Source organism: Prevotella sp. KH2C16, assembly GCF_900113305.1.
In the GTDB taxonomy this organism is placed as follows: domain Bacteria; phylum Bacteroidota; class Bacteroidia; order Bacteroidales; family Bacteroidaceae; genus Prevotella.
In genome coordinates this window covers 389,504-409,084 of record NZ_FOOW01000001.1, presented here as the reverse complement: position 1 = coordinate 409,084, position 19,581 = coordinate 389,504, and the positions used below count along the sequence as shown (strand labels likewise).

21 protein-coding genes and 1 tRNA gene are annotated in these 19,581 nt (G+C 55.1%); 18 read left to right on the top strand and 4 right to left on the bottom strand.

What is annotated here, in order from left to right; genetic code table 11:
• Window positions 1–259: 259 nt before the first annotated feature.
• The 4 genes from BM114_RS01620 (at window position 260) to BM114_RS01605 (ending at window position 6,044) form a co-directional block, all read left to right on the top strand.
• Complete coding sequence (locus BM114_RS01620; protein ID WP_092109739.1) at window positions 260–2,176, top strand: AAA domain-containing protein; 1,917 nt, start codon at window positions 260–262, stop codon at window positions 2,174–2,176.
• Window positions 2,163–4,517, top strand: coding sequence for a glycoside hydrolase family 3 N-terminal domain-containing protein (locus tag BM114_RS01615; protein WP_092109668.1), 2,355 nt, complete (start codon window positions 2,163–2,165; stop codon window positions 4,515–4,517). The genes BM114_RS01620 and BM114_RS01615 overlap by 14 nt, the downstream gene beginning before the upstream one ends.
• 14 nt (window positions 4,518–4,531) lie before the next feature.
• On the top strand, window positions 4,532–4,948 hold the full coding sequence (locus BM114_RS01610) for a hypothetical protein (RefSeq protein ID WP_092109664.1): 417 nt from the start codon (window positions 4,532–4,534) through the stop codon (window positions 4,946–4,948).
• A gap of 172 nt (window positions 4,949–5,120) precedes the next feature.
• A complete protein-coding gene (locus BM114_RS01605) occupies window positions 5,121–6,044 on the top strand; it encodes a glycoside hydrolase family 43 protein (protein ID WP_369808390.1) in 924 nt (307 codons plus the stop codon).
• 45 nt (window positions 6,045–6,089) lie between these two features.
• Here the strand turns inward: BM114_RS01605 and BM114_RS01600 are convergent, their stop codons facing one another.
• Together BM114_RS01600 and BM114_RS01595 are read right to left on the bottom strand one after the other, a co-directional pair.
• Window positions 6,090–7,049 carry an alpha/beta hydrolase gene (locus tag BM114_RS01600; RefSeq protein ID WP_092109661.1) on the bottom strand — a complete coding sequence of 320 codons (960 nt, stop codon included), beginning with the start codon at window positions 7,047–7,049 and terminating at the stop codon, window positions 6,090–6,092.
• Window positions 7,046–8,011 carry a YitT family protein gene (locus BM114_RS01595; RefSeq protein WP_092109659.1) on the bottom strand — a complete coding sequence of 322 codons (966 nt, stop codon included), beginning with the start codon at window positions 8,009–8,011 and terminating at the stop codon, window positions 7,046–7,048. Before BM114_RS01595 ends, BM114_RS01600 begins: the two co-directional genes overlap by 4 nt.
• Window positions 8,012–8,167: 156 nt before the next feature.
• Between BM114_RS01595 and argS the strand changes: the two genes are divergently transcribed.
• From argS to BM114_RS01575, 5 genes are read left to right on the top strand one after another with little or no spacing between them, the layout of a single operon-like run.
• Entirely contained in the window at window positions 8,168–9,982 is a 1,815-nt protein-coding gene (gene argS, locus BM114_RS01590; protein ID WP_092109656.1) for an arginine--tRNA ligase, read from the top strand.
• A gap of 10 nt (window positions 9,983–9,992) precedes the next feature.
• Window positions 9,993–10,472: a DUF2059 domain-containing protein gene (locus BM114_RS01585; RefSeq protein WP_092109654.1), complete on the top strand. Its 480-nt coding sequence runs from the start codon at window positions 9,993–9,995 to the stop codon at window positions 10,470–10,472.
• Between the two features lie 5 nt (window positions 10,473–10,477).
• Complete coding sequence (locus BM114_RS01580; RefSeq protein ID WP_177207016.1) at window positions 10,478–10,951, top strand: RNase H family protein; 474 nt, start codon at window positions 10,478–10,480, stop codon at window positions 10,949–10,951.
• 2 nt (window positions 10,952–10,953) lie between these two features.
• Window positions 10,954–11,118, top strand: coding sequence for a hypothetical protein (locus BM114_RS14235; RefSeq protein ID WP_177207015.1), 165 nt, complete (start codon window positions 10,954–10,956; stop codon window positions 11,116–11,118).
• Window positions 11,115–11,300, top strand: coding sequence for a hypothetical protein (locus BM114_RS01575; protein ID WP_092109648.1), 186 nt, complete (start codon window positions 11,115–11,117; stop codon window positions 11,298–11,300). The genes BM114_RS14235 and BM114_RS01575 overlap by 4 nt, the downstream gene beginning before the upstream one ends.
• A 5-nt stretch (window positions 11,301–11,305) precedes the next feature.
• Here the strand turns inward: BM114_RS01575 and BM114_RS14230 are convergent, their stop codons facing one another.
• Window positions 11,306–11,467: a hypothetical protein gene (locus BM114_RS14230; protein ID WP_177207014.1), complete on the bottom strand. Its 162-nt coding sequence runs from the start codon at window positions 11,465–11,467 to the stop codon at window positions 11,306–11,308.
• Window positions 11,464–12,396: a bifunctional diaminohydroxyphosphoribosylaminopyrimidine deaminase/5-amino-6-(5-phosphoribosylamino)uracil reductase RibD gene (gene ribD, locus BM114_RS01570; protein WP_092109645.1), complete on the bottom strand. Its 933-nt coding sequence runs from the start codon at window positions 12,394–12,396 to the stop codon at window positions 11,464–11,466. Before ribD ends, BM114_RS14230 begins: the two co-directional genes overlap by 4 nt.
• Window positions 12,397–12,426: 30 nt before the next feature.
• On the opposite strand from ribD, the gene prmC reads away from it, so the two are divergent.
• The 9 genes from prmC (at window position 12,427) to BM114_RS01525 (ending at window position 19,581) form a co-directional block, all read left to right on the top strand.
• A complete protein-coding gene (prmC, locus tag BM114_RS01565; RefSeq protein ID WP_092109642.1) occupies window positions 12,427–13,281 on the top strand; it encodes a peptide chain release factor N(5)-glutamine methyltransferase in 855 nt (284 codons plus the stop codon).
• A 5-nt stretch (window positions 13,282–13,286) separates the two neighbouring features.
• On the top strand, window positions 13,287–13,751 hold the full coding sequence (locus BM114_RS01560; protein ID WP_092109735.1) for a regulatory protein RecX: 465 nt from the start codon (window positions 13,287–13,289) through the stop codon (window positions 13,749–13,751).
• Window positions 13,748–14,443: a ComF family protein gene (locus tag BM114_RS01555; RefSeq protein ID WP_092109639.1), complete on the top strand. Its 696-nt coding sequence runs from the start codon at window positions 13,748–13,750 to the stop codon at window positions 14,441–14,443. The genes BM114_RS01560 and BM114_RS01555 overlap by 4 nt, the downstream gene beginning before the upstream one ends.
• A gap of 109 nt (window positions 14,444–14,552) precedes the next feature.
• Entirely contained in the window at window positions 14,553–15,188 is a 636-nt protein-coding gene (gene pyrE / locus BM114_RS01550; protein WP_092109733.1) for an orotate phosphoribosyltransferase, read from the top strand.
• A 116-nt stretch (window positions 15,189–15,304) separates the two neighbouring features.
• Window positions 15,305–15,721, top strand: a complete 417-nt coding sequence (locus tag BM114_RS01545) for a polyketide cyclase (RefSeq protein ID WP_092109636.1) — start codon at window positions 15,305–15,307, stop codon at window positions 15,719–15,721.
• A gap of 29 nt (window positions 15,722–15,750) precedes the next feature.
• Window positions 15,751–17,088, top strand: coding sequence for an argininosuccinate lyase (gene argH, locus BM114_RS01540; RefSeq protein ID WP_092109633.1), 1,338 nt, complete (start codon window positions 15,751–15,753; stop codon window positions 17,086–17,088).
• Between the two features lie 47 nt (window positions 17,089–17,135).
• Entirely contained in the window at window positions 17,136–17,708 is a 573-nt protein-coding gene (locus BM114_RS01535) for a hypothetical protein (protein ID WP_092109630.1), read from the top strand.
• 85 nt (window positions 17,709–17,793) lie between these two features.
• Window positions 17,794–17,879: transfer RNA gene (locus tag BM114_RS01530), tRNA-Leu, on the top strand.
• 22 nt (window positions 17,880–17,901) lie between these two features.
• The gene (locus tag BM114_RS01525; protein WP_092109627.1) at window positions 17,902–19,581 is read left to right on the top strand and encodes a tetratricopeptide repeat protein; all 1,680 of its coding nucleotides are present in this window, start codon (window positions 17,902–17,904) and stop codon (window positions 19,579–19,581) included.

Here is a 19,581-nt window from a genome sequence, read left to right as displayed (position 1 = left end):
AAGTATCTGACCCATACACCGAAAACAAGCCCCCTCCTTGTTTGGATTTACTCCACCGACAAAGGTAGATTCTACCCTAACACTCCTCTTTTCCTTATATCCACAGCCCTCCAATCCCCGCATATCTTGAAGCGAAAGGTGCCCTTATGACATCCCGAAACACGACTCTCTGTCGCAGAGAAAACAATTCCAATAATTCCCCGTGCCGCTTGCGAGTATCGGCGAAAATGATTACCTTTGGACATTCGTTTCAATGAATATGGCAGAAACCTCAGCCCTACAGGCCTTGACGCAGCAGCGACTGTTGCTCCAGATGGAGTACAATGCCGAGAAAGAGGCCTTCCGCAAGCAGACCGAGACCATGGGGCTGGCGCGGAAGGTGAAGCGCGGTGATGCCTGGTTTCCGCTCAAGGTGGGCAGGAATTACTATAATTCGCTGAACCAGCTGTCGCTGGAAGTAACCCGCACCGCCGACCAAGACATCGAGCACAACTTTGAGTTCGGGCGTCCCGTCGTCTTCTTCAGGTGTTCCCACGAGGGCGAACTGCGATATTTCCGCCTCACGGGAACCGTGAACTATGTAGACGGCGACCGCATGGTTGTGGTGGTTCCGGACAATGGAAGCCTCGTGGACATACAGAGTTGCGAGGATCAAGTGGGGCTGCAGCTCTTCTTTGACGAGACCAGCTACAAGATGATGTTCGACGCCCTTGACCGGGTGATGCGGGCAAAGGGCAGCCGGCTGGCCTATCTCCGCGACCTCTTCTACAGCAAGGCGCAGAAAGCCGAGCGGTTCAGCTTCGAGCCGATACGGTTTCCCTGGCTCAATCCTACGCAGGAAAAAGCCGTGAACGAGGTGCTCCGAGCCAAGGATGTGATGGTGGTGCACGGCCCTCCGGGCACGGGTAAGACCACCACGCTGGTAGAGGCCATCAACGAAGTGCTGATGCGCGAGAGCCAGGTTCTCGTCTGCGCGCAGAGCAATATGGCGGTAGACTGGATTTCGGAGAAGCTCGTCGACCGGGGCATCCATGTGCTCCGCATCGGCAATCCAACGCGGGTGAACGACAAAATGCTGAGCTTTACCTATGAGCGGCGCTTCGAGTCGCACCCCGACTATCCGCAGCTGTGGGCCATCAGGAAAGCCATACGGGAGTTGAGAAGTCAGCGCAAGGGGCGTAGTGAAGGTTTCCATCAGAAGCTCGACCGACTGAAAAGCCGTGCCACGGAACTCGAGATCCGCATCAACAGCGAGCTGTTCGCAGAGGCCCGGGTCGTCGCCTCCACCCTCGTAGGCTCTGCCAACCGGCTCCTGGAGGGGCAAAAGTTCGGCACGCTCTTCATTGACGAGGCGGCACAAGCCCTTGAGGCCGCCTGCTGGATACCCATCCGCAAGGCGTCGAGAGTGATTCTCGCCGGCGACCACTGCCAGCTGCCGCCCACCGTGAAGAGTATTGCCGCCCAGAAGGGAGGCCTCGGCAAGACGCTCATGGAGCGCATCGTGGACAACAAGCCCGAAGTGGTAACGCTCCTGCGGGTGCAGTATCGCATGAACGAACAAATCATGCGCTTCTCCAGCAACTGGTTCTACGACGGCAAGGTGGAGAGTGCCCCCCAGATAAAATACCGGGGCATACTCGACTATGATATCCCCATAGAATGGCGGCAGGCCGAGGCCGGGGTTTCGGAGGCCAGCCCCGACTCCCCGGGGCAGCGATGGGGAGAGGAATTCGTGGGCGAGTCTTTCGGAAGAATCAACCGACAGGAGGCCCAACTCACGCTAAGTACCCTTCAGGATTACTTCACCAAAATAGGCAAGCAGCGCATCCTCGACGAGCACATTGATGTAGGAGTCATCTCGCCTTATCGCGCCCAGGTGCAGTATCTGCGCCACCTGCTCAAGCAGCGAGAGTTCTTCAAGCCCTTCCGAAAGCTTATCGGCGTGAACACCGTAGACGGCTTCCAAGGGCAGGAGCGGGACATCATCCTCATCTCGCTCGTGCGCTCCAACGCCGAGGGCGAGATAGGATTCCTGCGCGACCTGCGGCGCATGAATGTGGCCATGACCCGTGCCCGCATGAAGCTCATCATCCTCGGAGACGCCCAGACGCTGACCAAGCACCCTTTCTATAAGAAACTTTATACACACATATTATCACTCCATGAAGAATCCTAAACGGCTGGCAACCATTGCGCTCATCATCCTCACGGGCGCAGGAACACAGGCCGGCAACAAGAAAATCTATCATAAAGGATGGATTGACTTCAACAAAAACGGCAAGATGAACATCTTTGAGAACCCCAAGATGCCCGTAGAAGACCGGGTAAACGACCTCCTCCAGCAGATGACCATGGAAGAGAAGACCTGCCAGATGACCACCCTTTACGGCTCCGGACGCGTCCTCAAGGACGACCTCCCGACAGCGGAATGGAAGACCCGGGTATGGAAAGACGGCATCGGCAACATCGACGAGGAGCACAACGGAGTGGGAACACCGCTCACCCCACTCAGCACCGATGCCCGGAAACATGTCGAAGCCATCCACGAGATACAGCGATGGTTCGTAGAAGAGACACGCCTCGGCATTCCCGTAGACTTCACCAACGAAGGCATACACGGTCTCTGCCACTATCAGGCAACCTATTTCCCTGCTCAATGCGGTCAGGGAGCGACCTGGAACCGGGAACTGATTCGCAAGATTGCCGACATAGAAGGCACCGAAGCCAATATCCTCGGATACACCAACATCTATTCGCCCATCCTCGACATTGCCACCGATCCGCGCTGGGGACGCTGCGTAGAGACCTATGGGGAGGATGCCTATCTGGTGGGACAGCTCGGCCTCGAGATGGTGAAGGGCCTTCAGGCACACCGCATAGTGTCCACCCTCAAGCACTATGTGGCATACAGCAGTCCCGTAGGAGGCCGCGACGACAGAACCCGCACCGACCCCCACATTACCGAGCAAGCCCTGCACGAGCTTTATCTCGAGCCCTTCCGCAGGGCTGTGCAGGAAGGCGGGGCACTCGGCATCATGAGTTCCTACAACGACTATAACGGCGAGCCGATATCCGGCAGCTACTATTTCCTCACCGAATTGCTACGCAATGAGTTCGGCTTCCGCGGCTATGTGGTGTCCGACAGCGAGGCTCTGGAATACCTTTATAATAAGCATCATGTGGCGGCAGACTACGAGGATGCCGCGGCATTGGCGGTGAACGCGGGACTGAATATCCGCACCAACTTCACCCAACCGGAATCTTATATCGAGCCGCTAAGGAAGGCCGTCGTAGCAGGAAAGATTTCCGAGGAGACCCTGAACAGGCGGGTGGCGGAGATCCTGAGGGTGAAATTCTGGCTCGGACTTTTCGACAATCCCTACCGGGGCGATTCCCGGGAAGCCGGAAAGACCGTCAGAAACGCCGAGGCTCAGAAGGTTTCATTAGAGGCGGCACGGCAGTCGCTCGTGCTCCTGAAGAACGAACGCAACCTGCTTCCTTTGAGCAAGTCGCTCAAGAAGATTGCCGTCATCGGACCGAATGCCAATGAGAAGGACGAGTTCGTGAGCCGCTACGGAGCCCGGGGGGCAAACATCATCACTGTATACGAGGCCGTCCGCCGTCTGATGCCCGGTGCCGAGGTCGGCTATGCGAAAGGATGCGACCTCCTCGACGCGCACTTTCCGGAGAGTGAACTGGTGGGATTTCCCCCGTCGAAGAAAGAAAAAGCCGACCTGGACGAAGCTGTGGCACTCGCCAAGGAGGCCGATGTGGCCATCCTCGTGCTGGGAGGCAACAACCAGATTGTGGGCGAAAGCCTCTCCCGCACCGACCTCAACCTGCCCGGCAGACAAGAGGAACTCCTCGAAGCAGTCTACCACACGGGCACTCCCGTCGTCCTCGTATTGCTCGACGGGCGTGCCTGCACCGTCAACTTTGCCGCAAGAAGCATCCCTGCCATCCTGCACGGATGGTATCCCGGAGAGTTCACGGGGCAGGCCGTGGCCGAGGCCTTGTTCGGCGACTATAACCCTGGAGGCCATCTTGCGGTAACCATTCCGAAGAGCGTCGGGCAGATTCCGTTCCACTTCCCGTTCAAGCCGGGGTCTGACGAGAAGGCTCGCAAATCGGTCTGGGGCGCCCTCTACCCCTTCGGCTACGGGTTGAGTTATACCACATTCGAATACTCCAACCTTCAGATTCAGAAACAGGAGGAAGGCGTGAAGGTAACCTGTGAGGTCAAGAACACGGGTGCCCGCGGCGGCGATGAGGTTCCGCAGCTCTACTTGCACGACGAGGTGAGCAGCGTAACGGCATACACCAAGGTGCTGCGAGGCTTCGAGCGCATCCATCTGGAGCCGGGCGAGACCAAGACCGTAACCTTCATGCTCCGGCCGCACGACTTCGCCCTGTGGGGTCTGCAGCACAAGTTCGTCGTAGAGCCCGGCACCTTCAGAATCATGGTAGGCCGGAGTTCGCAGGACATTAAGTTGGAAGACACTCTCACACTCGACTAATAAAGGAAAGCAACATGCTACAGCGCGACTATTTCATCAGGATCATCGAGGAGTTTGCGGCAGCCCTACAGCGCTTCCTCGAGAAAGACATCGACCAGCGAACCGACGAAGACTTCAAGGAACTCTACCGCCAGTATGTGGGCGACTACTCGCTGCTGCGCAACTTCTCCGTAGAGGAAGCCATCGACTACGCCCGCCAGGAATGGGAGGAAGACCAGCGCATGCAGAAGCTGGAGATGCTTGCCGAGCTCTGGTATACCGAAGGCTCCTGCAAGATGAAGCCGCTCCGCGACCTCTTTCTCGACAAGGCCTTCCGGCTCTACGATTACATCGATGCCCACAGCAAAGAGTTCTCACTGCCCCGAAAACAGAAAATCCGCGACATCAAGAGCATGCTCCGGCAAGACGGCGAGGGACAGGCGGCCGGGTAAAAGACGGCTTCAAGGCTGAAAAAATCGGCGATTTTGTTCGACAATTTCGGCGATTTTGTCCGATGAAATCGGCGATTTTGTCAAACCGGAAGATACAAACCTAATCACAAATAGAAGCATGAAAAGATTACTGACACTAACGCTCATCCTGCTCGCGATAGCTACGGCGGGCATGGCAAAGAACAAGAAGAAGACAAGCGGCAACCCCGTCTTCGAGGGATGGTATGCCGACCCGGAGGCCATCGTCTATGACGGGGAATGCTGGATATTCCCTACCTACTCCTATCCCTATGCCGACCAGACCTTCCTGGACGCTTTCTCGTCTCCCGACCTGATACGATGGACAAGGCACCCGGCCGTCATCAGCACTAAGGCCGTGAGCTGGGCCAAGTTCGCGATGTGGGCTCCGTCGGTGGTTCATGCCAACGGGAGATACTATCTATACTTCGCCGCGAACGATGTACACCAAGGGGAGGTGGGCGGAATCGGCGTGGCCGTGGCTGACAAACCCGAAGGGCCGTACCGCGACGCGTTAGGTAAACCGCTCATCAACGACATCGTCAACGGAGCCCAGCCTATCGACCAGTATATCTTCAAGGATGACGACGGACAATATTACATGTATTACGGCGGATGGGGACACTGCAATGTGGTGAAGCTCTCGCAGGACCTGCTCCACATCGTGCCCTTCGGCGACGGGACGACCTACCGCGAGATAACGCCCGAGAAATATGTGGAAGGTCCCTTCATGCTGAAGCGCGGCGGCAAATATTACTTCATGTGGAGCGAGGGAGGGTGGACAGGACCCGACTACTGCGTGGCCTATGCCATCAGCGACTCGCCCTTCGGACCCTTCAAGCGCATAGGAAAGATACTCTCGCCCGACCCTGCCGTCGGTATGGGAGCCGGCCATCACTCCGTCATCAAGGGGCGGAAGAAAGACGAATACTATATTGTCTATCACCGTCATCCCCTCGGCGACCACGACGGCAACCACCGGGTGGTCTGCATCGACAGGCTCTATTTCGACAAGGAGGGCTACATCCAACCCGTGAAGATGACCTTTGAAGGAGTAAGGAAGACCCGCTTCAAATAGGCTGGGAGCCGCACGGACAGCCTTGTCCGCAAAGGAGCCACGGGACTATCGGATGCCGCATCTCCTGACAAAGGCCGCCACCCGACGGGCATACTCCTGCGGATGGTCGCGGTAACTGAGGGCATGGATTGACTTCGGAGCCACATACCGCTCCTTGACTCCCGGCTTGGCACTATACAATTCATCAAGCATGGGAAAGGGAACATAGGTGTCTGCATCTCCGTGAATGAACAGCATCGGGAGCTTGCACTTGCCGACCTGCCTCAGGGGAGAGGCTTCCCCGAAGCTCCACCCGAACCGGAGCTTGCAAAGGGCACTTGCCGTATAGAGCAGCGGAAAGGCCGGAAGGCCGAACTGGGCCCGCATCTCGCCCTTGAATTCCTCCCATACGCTGGTATATCCGCAGTCTTCCACAAAGCCTCTCACATAGGGCGGCAGCTCTTCTCCCGATATGCACATGGCGGTGGCGGCACCCATGGAGATGCCGTGAACCATCATCTGCGAGGTCGCCGTGGAGTCGCGGAAGAGTGAATCGGCAACCGCCATCCAGCGCATGACATCCTCACGGTCTTTCCATCCCATCTGAATGGCGTCGCCCTCGCTCTTGCCGTGGGCATGGAGGTCGGGCAGCAGGAGGTTGAAACCCATCTGGCTGTAGACATATCCGATATGCATCATGCCCATGCAGTTGTCGGTATACCCGTGAATGAGCACCGCCACCTTAGCAGAAGGTCGCCTCGCACGAATGTAAACGGCGTGATGACGCTCGCCGGTAGGCATAAGGACGAAGGTGTCGCGTAGTGCTCCGGCATCCTTCAAGCTGTCTACCCACGGGCGAATCTGGGGGTATCCATTCCGCATCTCACGCAACCTTGACTCCAGTCGGCGGCCATGCTGCGTGGAAGGCATCAAGGAATAGTCGAGCATATACCAACTCGCAGCGAAGAGGATGCCGACAACAGCCACGAGAAACACGGCCAGCAGGATTCCAATCAACTTCTTCATACCGCCCCGGCTGCTTTTGCCTTTGCCGCCTCCGACTCTTCCAAGGCCCGGCGAATGAACTCCTTCTCTTCCTGTTTCCTCTGCTTGTTGCGTGCTCGAAACTGGTCGAAGCCCTCGCCGAAGACACCGATGACGGAGCTCTGGGAGACAAAGGCGTTAGGGTCTATGTCGTCGATGAGATGGAATATCATGTTCGACTCGCTCTTCTTCGCAATGACGAAGAGAGCCTGAACCTTCTTGCCCGAATAGAAGCCATGGCCGTCGAAAACCGTGCAGCCGCGGGGCACGAACTCGTTAATGGCCTTCCCGATGACATCATACTTGTCGGAAATAATGAAGAACTGCACCGACCGTCGCATGGTATTCACCACCTGGTCTACGCAGAAAGAACAGATAAAGAGGAAACAATAGCCATAGAGCACCTTCTCCCAGTCCTTCAAGACCAGATAGGAAGAAGTGATGATGATGAGATCGCAGAACAGGATGATGTGTCCCAGCGACACATCCTTGTACTTGTGGACCATGGCGGCTATCACATCAGAGCCTCCCGTGGAGCCTCCGGCCGACAAGCCCAGTCCCACGCTGATGCCCAAGAAAGCGCTCCCCACGATAAGAGCCATGAACTTCTGGTCTGCCAGCAGGTGCAAATCGCCCACATAGTATTGCAGAATAGAAGTAAAAACCGTAAAGAGAATGACTGCATAGATGGTCTTCACGCAGAACTTCCAGCCCAAAATGCGCAGGGCTAACATCATGAGAACGGCATTCATGGCAAAGAATGTGAGCGACACCGGAATCTGGAAGCCCCAGTAAAGAATGGAAGCGATACCCGTGATGCCCCCTGTCGTTATCTCGTTAGGCAGGAAAAACAGCACCAAGCCCACCGAACCCATAAGCATGGCGATGGTGATAATTATGTAATCCCGCAAGTCCCGATAATGTGATTTTCTCTTCGTTCTCATAGATTGCCAATCATTTGGTGGCAAATTTAGCATTTTTATTTGGCATTCACCCCATTATCCGATTATTTTTTGTAATTTTGCACGCATCTAAATATCGCCTCAGAAGAGGAATTCCCCCGTTTGAGAAAGAATAGGAAACAAAAGAAAACATATACGATGGATATTGAAAACGCAATTTGCGGTGCGGTCATCAAGGCCGTAAAAGAATTATACGGGCAGGATGTGCCGGCCAAAATGGTGCAGTTGCAGAAGACCAAGGAAGCTTTTGAGGGTAACCTCACGCTCGTCGTGTTCCCCTTCCTGCGCCTTTCCAAGAAGAAACCCGAGGACACCGCCCAGGAGATTGGCCGGTATTTGCAGGAGAACTGCGAAGCCGTGGAACGGTTCAATGTGGTCAAGGGATTTCTCAATCTTGTCGTTGCGAAAAGCGCATGGCTGTCTCTGCTGAACGACATCAATGCCGACGAGAAGTTCGGAGAGAAGATACCCACCAGCGATTCGCCGCTGGTAATGGTGGAATACTCGTCTCCCAACACCAACAAACCGCTTCATTTGGGGCATGTGCGCAACAATCTGCTCGGCTGGTCGCTGGCAAAGATCATGGAAGCGAACGGCAACCGGGTGGTAAAAACCAACATCGTAAACGACCGAGGCATACATATCTGCAAGTCGATGCTGGCTTGGCAGAAGTGGGGCAACGACGAAACGCCCGAAAGCAGCGGTAAGAAAGGCGATCATCTGATAGGCGACTACTATGTCCTCTTCGACAAGCACTATCGTGAAGAGTGTGCTGCCCTCAAGGTACAGTATATGTCCGACGGCCTCGACGAGGAAAAAGCCGAGGAGAAAGCCAAGCAGGAAGCTCCGCTGATAAAGGAAGCCCACGAGATGCTCGTCAAGTGGGAGCAGGGCGACAAGCAGGTGCGTGCGCTCTGGGAGAAGATGAACTCCTGGGTATATGCCGGCTTCGACGAGACCTACAAGGCACTCGGCGTGAGCTTCGACAAGATATACTATGAGTCGAACACCTATCTCGAGGGAAAGAAAAAGGTGGAAGAAGGACTCGCAAAAGGCCTCTTCTTCCGCAAGGACGACGGCAGCGTATGGGCCGATCTCACCCAGGAGGGGCTCGACCAGAAGCTTCTTATCCGCTCCGACGGCACCAGCGTCTACATGACCCAGGACATCGGCACGGCCGAAATGCGCTTCAACGACTACCCAATCGACAAGATGATCTATGTGGTGGGCAACGAGCAGAACTATCATTTTCAGGTTCTCTCCCTGCTCTTAGACCGCCTTGGCTTCAAGTGGGGCAAGGATTTGGTGCACTTCTCCTATGGTATGGTAGAGCTCCCGAACGGCAAGATGAAGAGCCGCGAGGGCACCGTGGTAGATGCCGACGAGCTGATTGCCACCATGATAGACGACGCCCGTAAGACCAGCGACGAACTCGGCAAGTTCAAGGACATGTCGGAAGCTGAGAAGAAAGAAATTGCCCGCATCGTGGGACTCGGCGCGCTGAAGTACTTCATACTGAAAGTGGACGCACGCAAGAACATGCTCTTCAATCCGGAAGAGAGCATCGACTTCAACGGCAACACGGGGCCTTTCATCCAATACACCTATGCCCGCATCCGCAGCATCATGCGCAAGGCCGAGGAACAGGGACTGAAAATAGGACCGGTAGCGGCAGACGCTCCCCTCAACGACAAGGAGGTGGAGCTCATCCAGAAGATGAACGAGTTCGGAGTTGCCGTAGCCGATGCCGGCGAGAACTACAATCCGGCTGGCATTGCCAACTATTGCTACGACCTCACGAAGCTCTTCAACCAGTTCTACCACGACTATAGCATCCTCAGTCCGGACACGGAAGCCGAGAAGTTAACGCGTCTCGTCATCGCAAAGAATGTGGCCAAGACCATCAAGAACGGCATGGAGCTCTTGGGAATAGAGGTTCCAGAAAGAATGTAAAATCAAATATATGAAGAGAATTGTTATCTTTCTGCTCCTTTTGAGCACCCTTTCCTGTGCCCAGGCACAGACCGCCATTCCCCAGCAGAACAGCGACAAGGAATATCGTGAGACACTCGACCGCCTCATGCAGGTATCCGGCACTTCCACCTCTCTCCGCGCCCAGTTTCCCCTGCTGATGCAGATGATGAGGAATATGCTGGCCGATGTGCCCGAGGAAATCATGCAGAAGATAGAGGATAAGTTCGGGAACCTCTTCCTCGAGAGAATCGGCGACCTCTACACCCCTATTTATAAGAGGTATCTCACGCTGGAAGACCTCAAGGGATTCATCGCCTTCTACGAGACCCCGCTCGGCAAGAAAATCGCCATGACGACACCCACAATGAACAAAGAACTGATGGAGGCAGGGCAGAAAGTAGGTCAGGGCATAGCGGAGGAAGTGCTTCAGGAACTGAAGGAAGAAGGCTATACGCCCACAACCATGTAGAAATCATGAAGAAAAAGGAACTCCTGAATCCGCCCGACTATCGCCACGACACGGTCCTGCCGCTGCCCCAGGAGGTGGTGGCAACGGCCTGGGCCGTCGACGCAGCCTGCTCCGGCAACCCCGGTCCTATGGAATATCAGGCCATAGACCTGCAAACGGGTGCGCAGGTATTCCACTTCGGCCCCGTTCACGGCACCAACAACATCGGCGAATTCCTTGCCATCGTACACGCTCTTGCCCTCATGGAGAAGCGGGGCATCGGCGACAAGATCATCTACAGCGACTCTTACAACGCCATTCTCTGGGTCAACAAGAAGAAATGCAAGACCAAACTTGAGCGCAATCCGCAGACCGAGCCGCTCTTTCAGGTCATCGCCAGAGCCGAAGCCTGGCTTCGCACGCACCACATCACGACACCCATCTTGAAGTGGGACACCGCCAAATGGGGCGAGATTCCCGCTGATTTCGGGAGGAAATAGCCATGGAACATCCCTATAGGAAATACGAGAGTTCGCCCCGCTGGCCGGTCATCAGAAAACTGATAGAAGACCTCGAGGCCAACAACGACTTGATATTGCAGACCCCGATGGAGTATATCGTGGGCTATCTCTGCAAAGGCTTGGAACAAGAGAACGGCACAAGATGATGGACGAGAACGGTGATTCCAGCAAGCACGACGGTCTTTTCAAGGGCATCCTCTACGGTTCTTTTCTCGGTGCCGCCGTTTCCCTCATCGCAGGCAGCCCCGGCATCATCCCGTTGGGCATCGCCATAGGCATGCTTGCAGGAGCCGTTCACGACAGGTTTTTCCGCAACAAGAAGAAGTAACGGTCCTATCCCTCCTTCATATACCCCTTTGTAAACATATCATACGACAAGGCTTCCAGTTCCGAAAGCTTGAGTTGTTCGACGGCATGCTCTATCTTTCGGATCAGCAACTCCCGCTGATAGTCGTCCGAGTCGCTGAGCCGCGCGGTGAATCTATTCGTTGTCATGACTTCCTTTCATAGGTTATAATCTCGTTTCCATCGTAATTCTCCATTCGGATTACCCGCAGATTGCCCGGCAACAGAGGAGCACGGGTGCCCGCCCCTGTCGTCAACATGCCCGTTTCCACGCGTATCTCATCCCACAAATCACGCTCCATGAAACTCTCGAGGGTCTTCCGCCCCCCCTCAACGATCAGCGACTGAAGTCCCTCCTGATAACATTCCTCGAGAATCCTATCTATAGATGCTGCGGAAGAAAGCACAAACCTGCGGGGATTCCGGCCGCTCCATTCCCTCACATCCAGCCTCGGGCAGTCGCGTTCGACCGTTATCCGCCCCACCAGAATCGCGTCGTTCTCCGCACGGAGCTTATGGGCGAGCATCTTCGTGAAGACCGTCGATATATGCACCGGCCTGAAATGGTCGTCCAGAAAGCCGTCGACCGTCTGTGCCCACTTCAGGAGAATGTAAGGGCGACAGGCTGTATTAAAGGTGATAAAACGCCCGTTGAGCTTGCGGCACTCGTCTTCGAGCACGCCCACGACGACTTCCACGCCCGCCTCTTGCAGCTTCCGGATGCCGCGCCCCCGCACTTTGGCAAACGGGTCGATGCACCCGACCACCACCCGGGGCACTCCTTTCTTTATAATAAGGTCGGCACAAGGTGGCGTGCGACCGTAATGCGAACAAGGCTCCAGGCTCACATAGAGGGTCGATTTGCGGAGCAAGGCTCCGTCGGCAGGCCTCACAGAGGCAAAGCAGTTCACCTCGGCATGCCCTTCGCCGCACCGAACATGGTAGCCCTCGCCGATGATGCGCCCGTCGGCAACGAGCACCGCTCCCACCATGGGATTGGGTTTGGCGTTCTGCCAGCCGTTCATGGCCAGCTGAATGCAGCGTCGCATATATTTTTTATCCGTCTCTTCTTGCGTCATTTCAAATTATTTTATAATTTTGCTTGCATTATGACCTACAACCAACTATGGCATCTCATCGTGCCGCCCTACGACGAAAGCGAGGCTAAAGCCGTCATGCGCACGGTGCTGGAGGTGGTCTTCGGCTTCACGCTCGCCGACCTTTACTCGGGCAAAGTTAATGAATTATCTTCAGACGAGGAAGCGGTTTTGCGGGAAATTGTCGGCAGACTGCAAAAGAGCGAGCCCGTGCAGTATGTCTTGGGACAGGCCGACTTCTGCGGACGAACCTTCAAGGTACGCCCCGGAGTGCTCATCCCGCGCCCCGAGACGGCAGAGTTGTGCGAGTGGATTACCGCCCGGCACACTCACTCCGGCCACCTCCGCATTATCGACATAGGCACGGGAAGCGGTTGCATAGCCGTTACGCTCGCCCTCCACCTGCCCCAGGCGGAGGTGAAAGGATGGGATATTTCCACGGAAGCGCTCAGCGTCGCGAGGGAGAACAACGAACGGTTGAAGGCGGGCGTGAGGTTTCTCAAGCGAGACATCCTCGCTCCCGGACTCTCTGACAAGGCCGACAAAGGCACGGAGAGAATAGATGTCATCGTCTCGAATCCGCCCTATATCTGCATGAAAGAGCGCGACAAGATGGAGCGGAATGTGCTCGAGTATGAACCGGAAACGGCTCTCTTCGTGCCCGACGACGACCCGCTGCGCTTCTATCGAGCCATAGCGGAATACGGCAAGACCGCCCTCAAGCCGGGCGGAGAACTCTATTTTGAAATCAATCCCCTGTATGCCAGAGAACTGGAGACCCTGTTAGAAGAACAAGGCTACAACAATATAGAGGTCCGGAAAGACCAATTCGGCAAGCAACGGATGATGAAAGGAACTCGCCCATGAAGGAAATGACCGAGCAACAGGTGCTCTACAAGCTTGCCGCCCTCTGTTCCGCGGCCGAGCACTGCTCGTGGGAGATGCTTGAGAAAATGCGCCGGTGGGGTATTCCCGACGACGCCCAGGCACGCATCATGGAGTATCTGACCCGAGAAAAGTATGTAGACGACAGCCGCTACTGCCGCTTCTTCGTCAACGACAAGCTGAAATACAACGGCTGGGGAAGGCGCAAGATCGAGCAGGCTCTCTACCAGAAGCATATCGGCCGAGACCTTTCCGACCCGGTCTTCGATGCCGTGGAAGACGAGCAATACCTCGAAACGCTCCGCCCGATGGCACAGCGGAAGTGGAAGAGCATCAAGGCCGGGAGCGACTATGAGCGCTCCATGAAGCTCATCAGGTGGGCCATGGGGCGCGGATACAGCCTCGACCTCATCCGGAAATGCATCGACAACCTCAGCGACATCGACCTATGATTAGTTTTTGGAGCCGTATTCTGAATCTGGTTTCGCCCCAGCGATGCGTGTCGTGCGGCCTCCGGCTGGCTCCGGGCGAGGACATCGTCTGCACGAAATGCAACCTCCGCCTACCCCGCACGCTCTATCACGAAGACCCATATGAGAACACCATGGCCACTATGTTCTGGGGGCGGATGAAGACAGAGCGGTGTGCGGCCTTCCTTTTCTATAGTGCGGGCAGCGAGGCCGGCAACATCATCTATCAGATGAAGTATCACGGGCACCCGGAAATCGGTGTGAAGATGGGGCGCATGATGGCCTCTGAGTTCATGGATTCAGGCTTCTTCGACGGCATCGACCTGATTATTCCCCTGCCTCTCGGCAGAAACCGGCTCCGCCAGCGGGGCTTCAACCAGAGCGCGGAGATAGCCCGGGGCGTCAGCGAGGTTACGGGAATCCCGGTAGGAAAGCGCGTCGTAAGCCGCACGCAGTTCAGGGAAAGTCAGACCCACAAAGGCCGATGGGAGCGCAACGAGAATGTGAAGGACGCCTTCCGACTTGAAGACACGGAGCGCATCAGCGGCAAACACCTGCTCCTGATAGACGATGTAGCCACCACGGGAGCCACCCTCATCGCCTGCGGCAGCGAGCTCCTGAAGGCCGAAGGCACTCGGGTGAGCATCCTCACCCTCGCCTATGCCAAGTCATAAGGCATAGATTATATGCCGTCCTGATTATGAATTATGCATCATGAATTGTGAATTATAAATTAAAATCCTTATCTTTGCAGGAAAAATAAACCCCTATCAAATGAACGACATGGACAAACTGAAACTGGACTTTGCCTCCAAACTCCTTGAAATCAAGGCCATCAAGGTGCAGCCAAAAGAACCTTTCACCTGGGCGAGCGGATGGAAATCGCCCTTCTACTGCGACAACCGCAAGACGCTCTCCTATCCCGAAGTGCGCACCTTTGTGAAGCTCGAGCTGGTGCATGCCGTCCTCGAGCACTTCTCCGAGGCAACGGCCGTGGCAGGAGTAGCCACCGGAGCCATCGCCCAAGGTGCCTTGGTGGCCGACGCGCTGTGTCTGCCCTTCTGCTATGTAAGGTCGAAACCCAAGGACCACGGCATGGGCAACCTCATCGAGGGCACGCTGCCCAAGGGCTCAAAGGTAGTGGTCGTGGAAGACCTCATCTCCACTGGCGGCTCTTCGCTCAAGGCCGTGGAAGCCTTGCGGCAGGCAGGGTTCGAGGTGGTGGGCATGGTTGCCTCCTACACTTACGGCTTCCCGGTGGCCGAAGAGGCGTTCAAGGCGGCCGGCGTAAGGCTCGTTACCCTCACCGACTACGAGCATGTGGTGGGCAAGGCGCTCGAAACCGGATACATAAAGGCCGAGGATGTGGACACCCTGCACCGCTGGCGACAGGACCCGGAGCACTATACGGCGGAGTAAAAGGCCGCTGAAAGGAAAACAAAATCGCCGAGATCATCCGACAAAATCGCCGAGATTGTACGACAAAATCGCCGATTTTGTCAGACAGATAATAACAAACCACCAAACAAGAAGATATGAGCAGCACTTTTGAAAGCACCATCCGCCAGATTCCGTATCCGCAGATGAGCGTCTACGAAAAGCTCAGCGACCTGAACAATCTTGAGAAGGTACGCGACAGAATACCGCAGGACAAGCTCGAAGACTTCACCTTCGACGCCGACCACATTGCCATCAAGGCCCCCATGGTGGGCGAAATCAAGCTCCGCATCATAGACCGGGAGGAGCCGAAGACCATCAAGTTTGAGACCGAGCAAAGTCCCGTGCCCTTCAACTTCTGGATTCAACTGCTGCCCATGGACGCCGCCAACTGCAAGATGAAGCTCACCATCAAGGCCGAACTGAACCCGTTTATCAAGGGAATGGTGTCTGGTCCGCTGACGGAAGGGCTGGAAAAGGTGGCCGATGTGCTGCAGATGATTCAATATGAATAAAGGAAAGGAGACTCTTTAAAGGCTGCATTATGGCAAACAAACTCTGGGAAAAGAACTTCGAGGTAAACAAGGAGATTGAGCGATTCACGGTGGGGAGAGACCGGGAACTCGACCTCTATCTGGCAAAATATGATGTGCTGGGCTCCATGGCGCACATCACCATGCTGCAATCCATCGGCCTCCTCACGGCCGAAGAACTCAAGACGCTGCTCGCAGAGCTGAAAACCATCTACCGGCTTGCCGATGAGGGGAGGTTTCAGATTGAGGAAGGCGTGGAGGATGTACACTCGCAGGTGGAACTGATGCTCACGCGCAAGCTCGGCGACACGGGCAAGAAAATCCATTCAGGACGCTCCCGCAACGATCAGGTGCTCGTAGACCTGAAGCTCTTCACCCGCCATGCCCTGAAGGAAACGGTAGAGCAAGTGAAGATTCTCTTCGATGAACTCATCCGCAAAAGCAACCAGTACAAGGACATCCTGATGCCGGGATACACCCACCTGCAGATTGCCATGCCCTCCAGTTTCGGCCTTTGGTTCGGCGCCTACGCGGAGTCGCTCGCCGACGACATGCTCTTTCTGCAGGCTGCCTACAAGCTGACGAACCGCAACCCGCTGGGGTCGGCGGCAGGATACGGCTCCTCGTTCCCGCTCAACCGCACCCTGACGACCGAGCTGCTGGGGTTCGACTCCATGGACTACAATGTGGTCTATGCACAGATGGGGCGCGGCAAGATGGAGCGCAATGTGGCGTTCGCACTCGCCACCGTAGCCGGCACGCTGGCCAAGATGGCCTTTGACGCCTGTCTCTTCAACTCCCAGAACTTCAACTTCATAAGACTTCCCAAGGAATGCACCACCGGATCGAGCATCATGCCGCACAAGAAGAACCCCGATGTGTTTGAGTTAATCCGGGCGAAAAGCAACAAGCTGCAGGGTCTCCCGCAGCAAATCATGCTCATGATGAACAACCTCCCCGTGGGCTATTTCCGCGATCTGCAGATAATCAAGGAAGTCTTCCTGCCCGCCTTCGACGAACTCAAGGACTGCCTGCAGATGGCAGCATACATCATCAGCAGGATGGAAGTGAACGAGCATATCCTCGAAAACCCGATGTACGACCCGATGTTCTCTGTGGAAGAGGTGAACCGGCTTGCCGCGGCAGGCATGCCTTTCCGCGACGCCTACAAGCAGGTGGGACTCGAAATCGAGGCCAGCACCTTCAAGGCCAACCATCACATCCACCACACCCACGAAGGTTCTATGGGCAATCTCTGCAACGACAGGATTGAGGCTCTCATGCAACAGACCCTCAAGGAGTTCCACTTCGAAAGAATGGAAAAGGCCGAAAGGGACTTGCTGGAATAGTTTTCACATGACTCTGTCCCACAAGGGCAGGACATAAAAACCGTGAAATGAAGAAAAATAGATTCCTCCTATCGATATTGCTTGCCGCCGCCCTGACCTCCTGTGGCGGCGAGGAGTTCACCTACAGCGACTATCACTGTAACCTCACCATAGACAATAGCAAGCATCTTGACCAGACCCTGAACTCTGCCTTGAACCCAAATTCCAAGGGAATATTCTGCAAAATCTCGCATAAAATCAGCTCCGGAGCACTCTATTTCGTATTCAAGAACAGCCAGGGACTGACTTCCGAGTCCATCTTCAATGCCATCGACCAACGACTGCAGAGCCAAAACCGCCTCGGCATGAACAATGGCGTCATCGTGGGATACGGCAACCTCAGCGATCCGGCACAGTTTTACGCCTATGATGCGGAGTGCCCCAACTGCTTCGACGACAATGCCATCCCCAGAAAAAGCTATCCCCTTGGCATGAACAGCAGCGGCATCGCCACTTGCGGCAAATGTGGTCGGCAATACAACATGAATACCGGCGGCAACTGCATCAACAACTCCGGGAGGGGACTGACCACATATCGGGCAACCACGACAGGTGCAAACGGTCGGCTTCACATCTACTAAATACGCGCCCGAAGTATTAAAAATGTGTAAATTCCTTTGATGTTTAAGGATTAAACACTACCTTTGTATCAAAATAAACAACCATGCCGCAATGGTGGAATTGGTAGACACGAGGGACTTAAAATCCCTTGGCCAGTAATGGCTGTGCGGGTTCGAGTCCCGCTCGCGGCACTTCTATTAAACTTTAATCCTTATGCGCATAAAATTATTGCTTGCTTTTTCAGCTTGTTCTTTATTGATTCTCAGTTCTTGTTCTAAGCTCGGTGCCTTGTCAGCCGACAACTTCACCGTAACACCGAAACCACTTGAGACCGTGGGAGGAAATGTTCCCGTTACCATCAACGGAACCTTCCCGGAGAAATATATGAAGCGCAATGCCGTAGTAACTGTTATCCCGGAATTGCGTTCTACGACCAACAGCCAGATCGTGGCACAAGGAACGCCCGCTACATTCCAAGGTGAAAAGGTCATGGGTAACGACCAGACCATCTCCTATCGACTGGGTGGACACTACACGATGAAGAGCAACTTCACCTATCAGGAGGATCTCCAGAAATGCGATATGTATCTCACCTTCGATGCGCGCCTTGGCAACAAGAAGGTCAGCATCCCTGCCGTAAAGGTCGACTATGGCATCATCACCACCTCCGAGCTGTATAAGAGAACCCTCCTGAATGCCGGCGGCTGCATTGCTCCCGATTCCTTCCAGCGCGTCAAGGAACAAAAGCAGGAGGCAAATATCAAGTTCCTCGTCAATCAAGCTAACATCCGCAAGAGCGAACTGAAGAACAACAGCGTGCAGGAGTTCGTGAAGATGTTGAAGAAAATCAACCAGGATCGCGAAGGACTCAACATGAACAATGTGGAAATTCAGGCCTATGCGTCTCCCGAAGGCGGCGTAGCCTTCAACGACAAGCTGGCCAACAAGCGCCAGAACACCTCGGAGGACTATGTGAAACAGCAACTGAAGAATGCCGGTTTGAGGACGGGCATAGATGCTCACTATACCGCCCAGGACTGGGACGGCTTCCAGCGACTCGTCCAGGCAAGTAATATTCAGGACAAAGAAGTCATCCTGCGCGTGCTCTCTATGTACAAGGATCCCGAGCAGCGAGAGCAGCAAATCCGCAACATGAGTGAGGGCTTCCGTGAATTAGCCGATGGAATACTGCCCGAACTGCGCCGAAGCCGCCTCATCATCAATTACGAAACTATCGGCCGCAGCGACGATGAGATTAAGCAACAGTATAAAACTGACCCGACAAAGCTTTCTCCCGAAGAGCTTCTCTACCTTGCCACGCTCGTAGAAACGAATGCCGAGAAAGAGCAAATATACACGGCTGCCACGAATTACTACGACAAGGACTACCGTGCCTACAACAATCTTGCGGTGCTGGCATTCATGGAAGGCGACGAAACAAAGGCCAAGAGCTACCTTGAGCGTGCCTTCAGCAAGAACCCCGACGCGCCGGAAGCCAACGCAAACCTCGGCTTGATTGCGCTGAAAAACGGCAACATCGAGGAGGCAGAGCGGTATATCGCCAAGGCTACCGACGCCAACGACCTCAATCAGGCTCTCGGAAACCTGAACATTGCCAAAGGAAACTACGCCCAGGCAGAGGAAAACTTCAAGGACAGCTATAACAACAGTGCCGCCCTCGCACAGATTCTGAACAAGAATTACGCAGCTGCAAAGGCCACCCTGAACAACATTAAGAACCCTGACGGGCTCACAAGTTACCTCCATGCGGTGGCCAGTGCACGGCAAGGCAACAAATATGCAGCACAGTCCTATCTGAAGGAAGCACTGCAAAAAGACCCCTCCCTCAGCACTTATGCTAACAACGACTTGGAATTTGAAAGCCTGAAGTGA

Excerpts from the sequence above, each read along its gene's own strand:
- BM114_RS01620 (WP_092109739.1), top strand. The coding sequence starts at position 260 with ATGGCAGAAACCTCAGCCCTACAGGCCTTGACGCAGCAGCGACTGTTG.
- BM114_RS01615 (WP_092109668.1), top strand. The coding sequence starts at position 2,163 with ATGAAGAATCCTAAACGGCTGGCAACCATTGCGCTCATCATCCTCACG.
- BM114_RS01610 (WP_092109664.1), top strand. The coding sequence starts at position 4,532 with ATGCTACAGCGCGACTATTTCATCAGGATCATCGAGGAGTTTGCGGCA.
- BM114_RS01605 (WP_369808390.1), top strand. The coding sequence starts at position 5,121 with ATGGCAAAGAACAAGAAGAAGACAAGCGGCAACCCCGTCTTCGAGGGA.
- BM114_RS01600 (WP_092109661.1), bottom strand. The coding sequence starts at position 7,049 with ATGAAGAAGTTGATTGGAATCCTGCTGGCCGTGTTTCTCGTGGCTGTT.
- BM114_RS01595 (WP_092109659.1), bottom strand. The coding sequence starts at position 8,011 with ATGAGAACGAAGAGAAAATCACATTATCGGGACTTGCGGGATTACATA.
- argS (WP_092109656.1), top strand. The coding sequence starts at position 8,168 with ATGGATATTGAAAACGCAATTTGCGGTGCGGTCATCAAGGCCGTAAAA.
- BM114_RS01585 (WP_092109654.1), top strand. The coding sequence starts at position 9,993 with ATGAAGAGAATTGTTATCTTTCTGCTCCTTTTGAGCACCCTTTCCTGT.
- BM114_RS01580 (WP_177207016.1), top strand. The coding sequence starts at position 10,478 with ATGAAGAAAAAGGAACTCCTGAATCCGCCCGACTATCGCCACGACACG.
- BM114_RS14235 (WP_177207015.1), top strand. The coding sequence starts at position 10,954 with ATGGAACATCCCTATAGGAAATACGAGAGTTCGCCCCGCTGGCCGGTC.
- BM114_RS01575 (WP_092109648.1), top strand. The coding sequence starts at position 11,115 with ATGATGGACGAGAACGGTGATTCCAGCAAGCACGACGGTCTTTTCAAG.
- BM114_RS14230 (WP_177207014.1), bottom strand. The coding sequence starts at position 11,467 with ATGACAACGAATAGATTCACCGCGCGGCTCAGCGACTCGGACGACTAT.
- ribD (WP_092109645.1), bottom strand. The coding sequence starts at position 12,396 with ATGACGCAAGAAGAGACGGATAAAAAATATATGCGACGCTGCATTCAG.
- prmC (WP_092109642.1), top strand. The coding sequence starts at position 12,427 with ATGACCTACAACCAACTATGGCATCTCATCGTGCCGCCCTACGACGAA.
- BM114_RS01560 (WP_092109735.1), top strand. The coding sequence starts at position 13,287 with ATGACCGAGCAACAGGTGCTCTACAAGCTTGCCGCCCTCTGTTCCGCG.
- BM114_RS01555 (WP_092109639.1), top strand. The coding sequence starts at position 13,748 with ATGATTAGTTTTTGGAGCCGTATTCTGAATCTGGTTTCGCCCCAGCGA.
- pyrE (WP_092109733.1), top strand. The coding sequence starts at position 14,553 with ATGGACAAACTGAAACTGGACTTTGCCTCCAAACTCCTTGAAATCAAG.
- BM114_RS01545 (WP_092109636.1), top strand. The coding sequence starts at position 15,305 with ATGAGCAGCACTTTTGAAAGCACCATCCGCCAGATTCCGTATCCGCAG.
- argH (WP_092109633.1), top strand. The coding sequence starts at position 15,751 with ATGGCAAACAAACTCTGGGAAAAGAACTTCGAGGTAAACAAGGAGATT.
- BM114_RS01535 (WP_092109630.1), top strand. The coding sequence starts at position 17,136 with ATGAAGAAAAATAGATTCCTCCTATCGATATTGCTTGCCGCCGCCCTG.
- BM114_RS01525 (WP_092109627.1), top strand. The coding sequence starts at position 17,902 with ATGCGCATAAAATTATTGCTTGCTTTTTCAGCTTGTTCTTTATTGATT.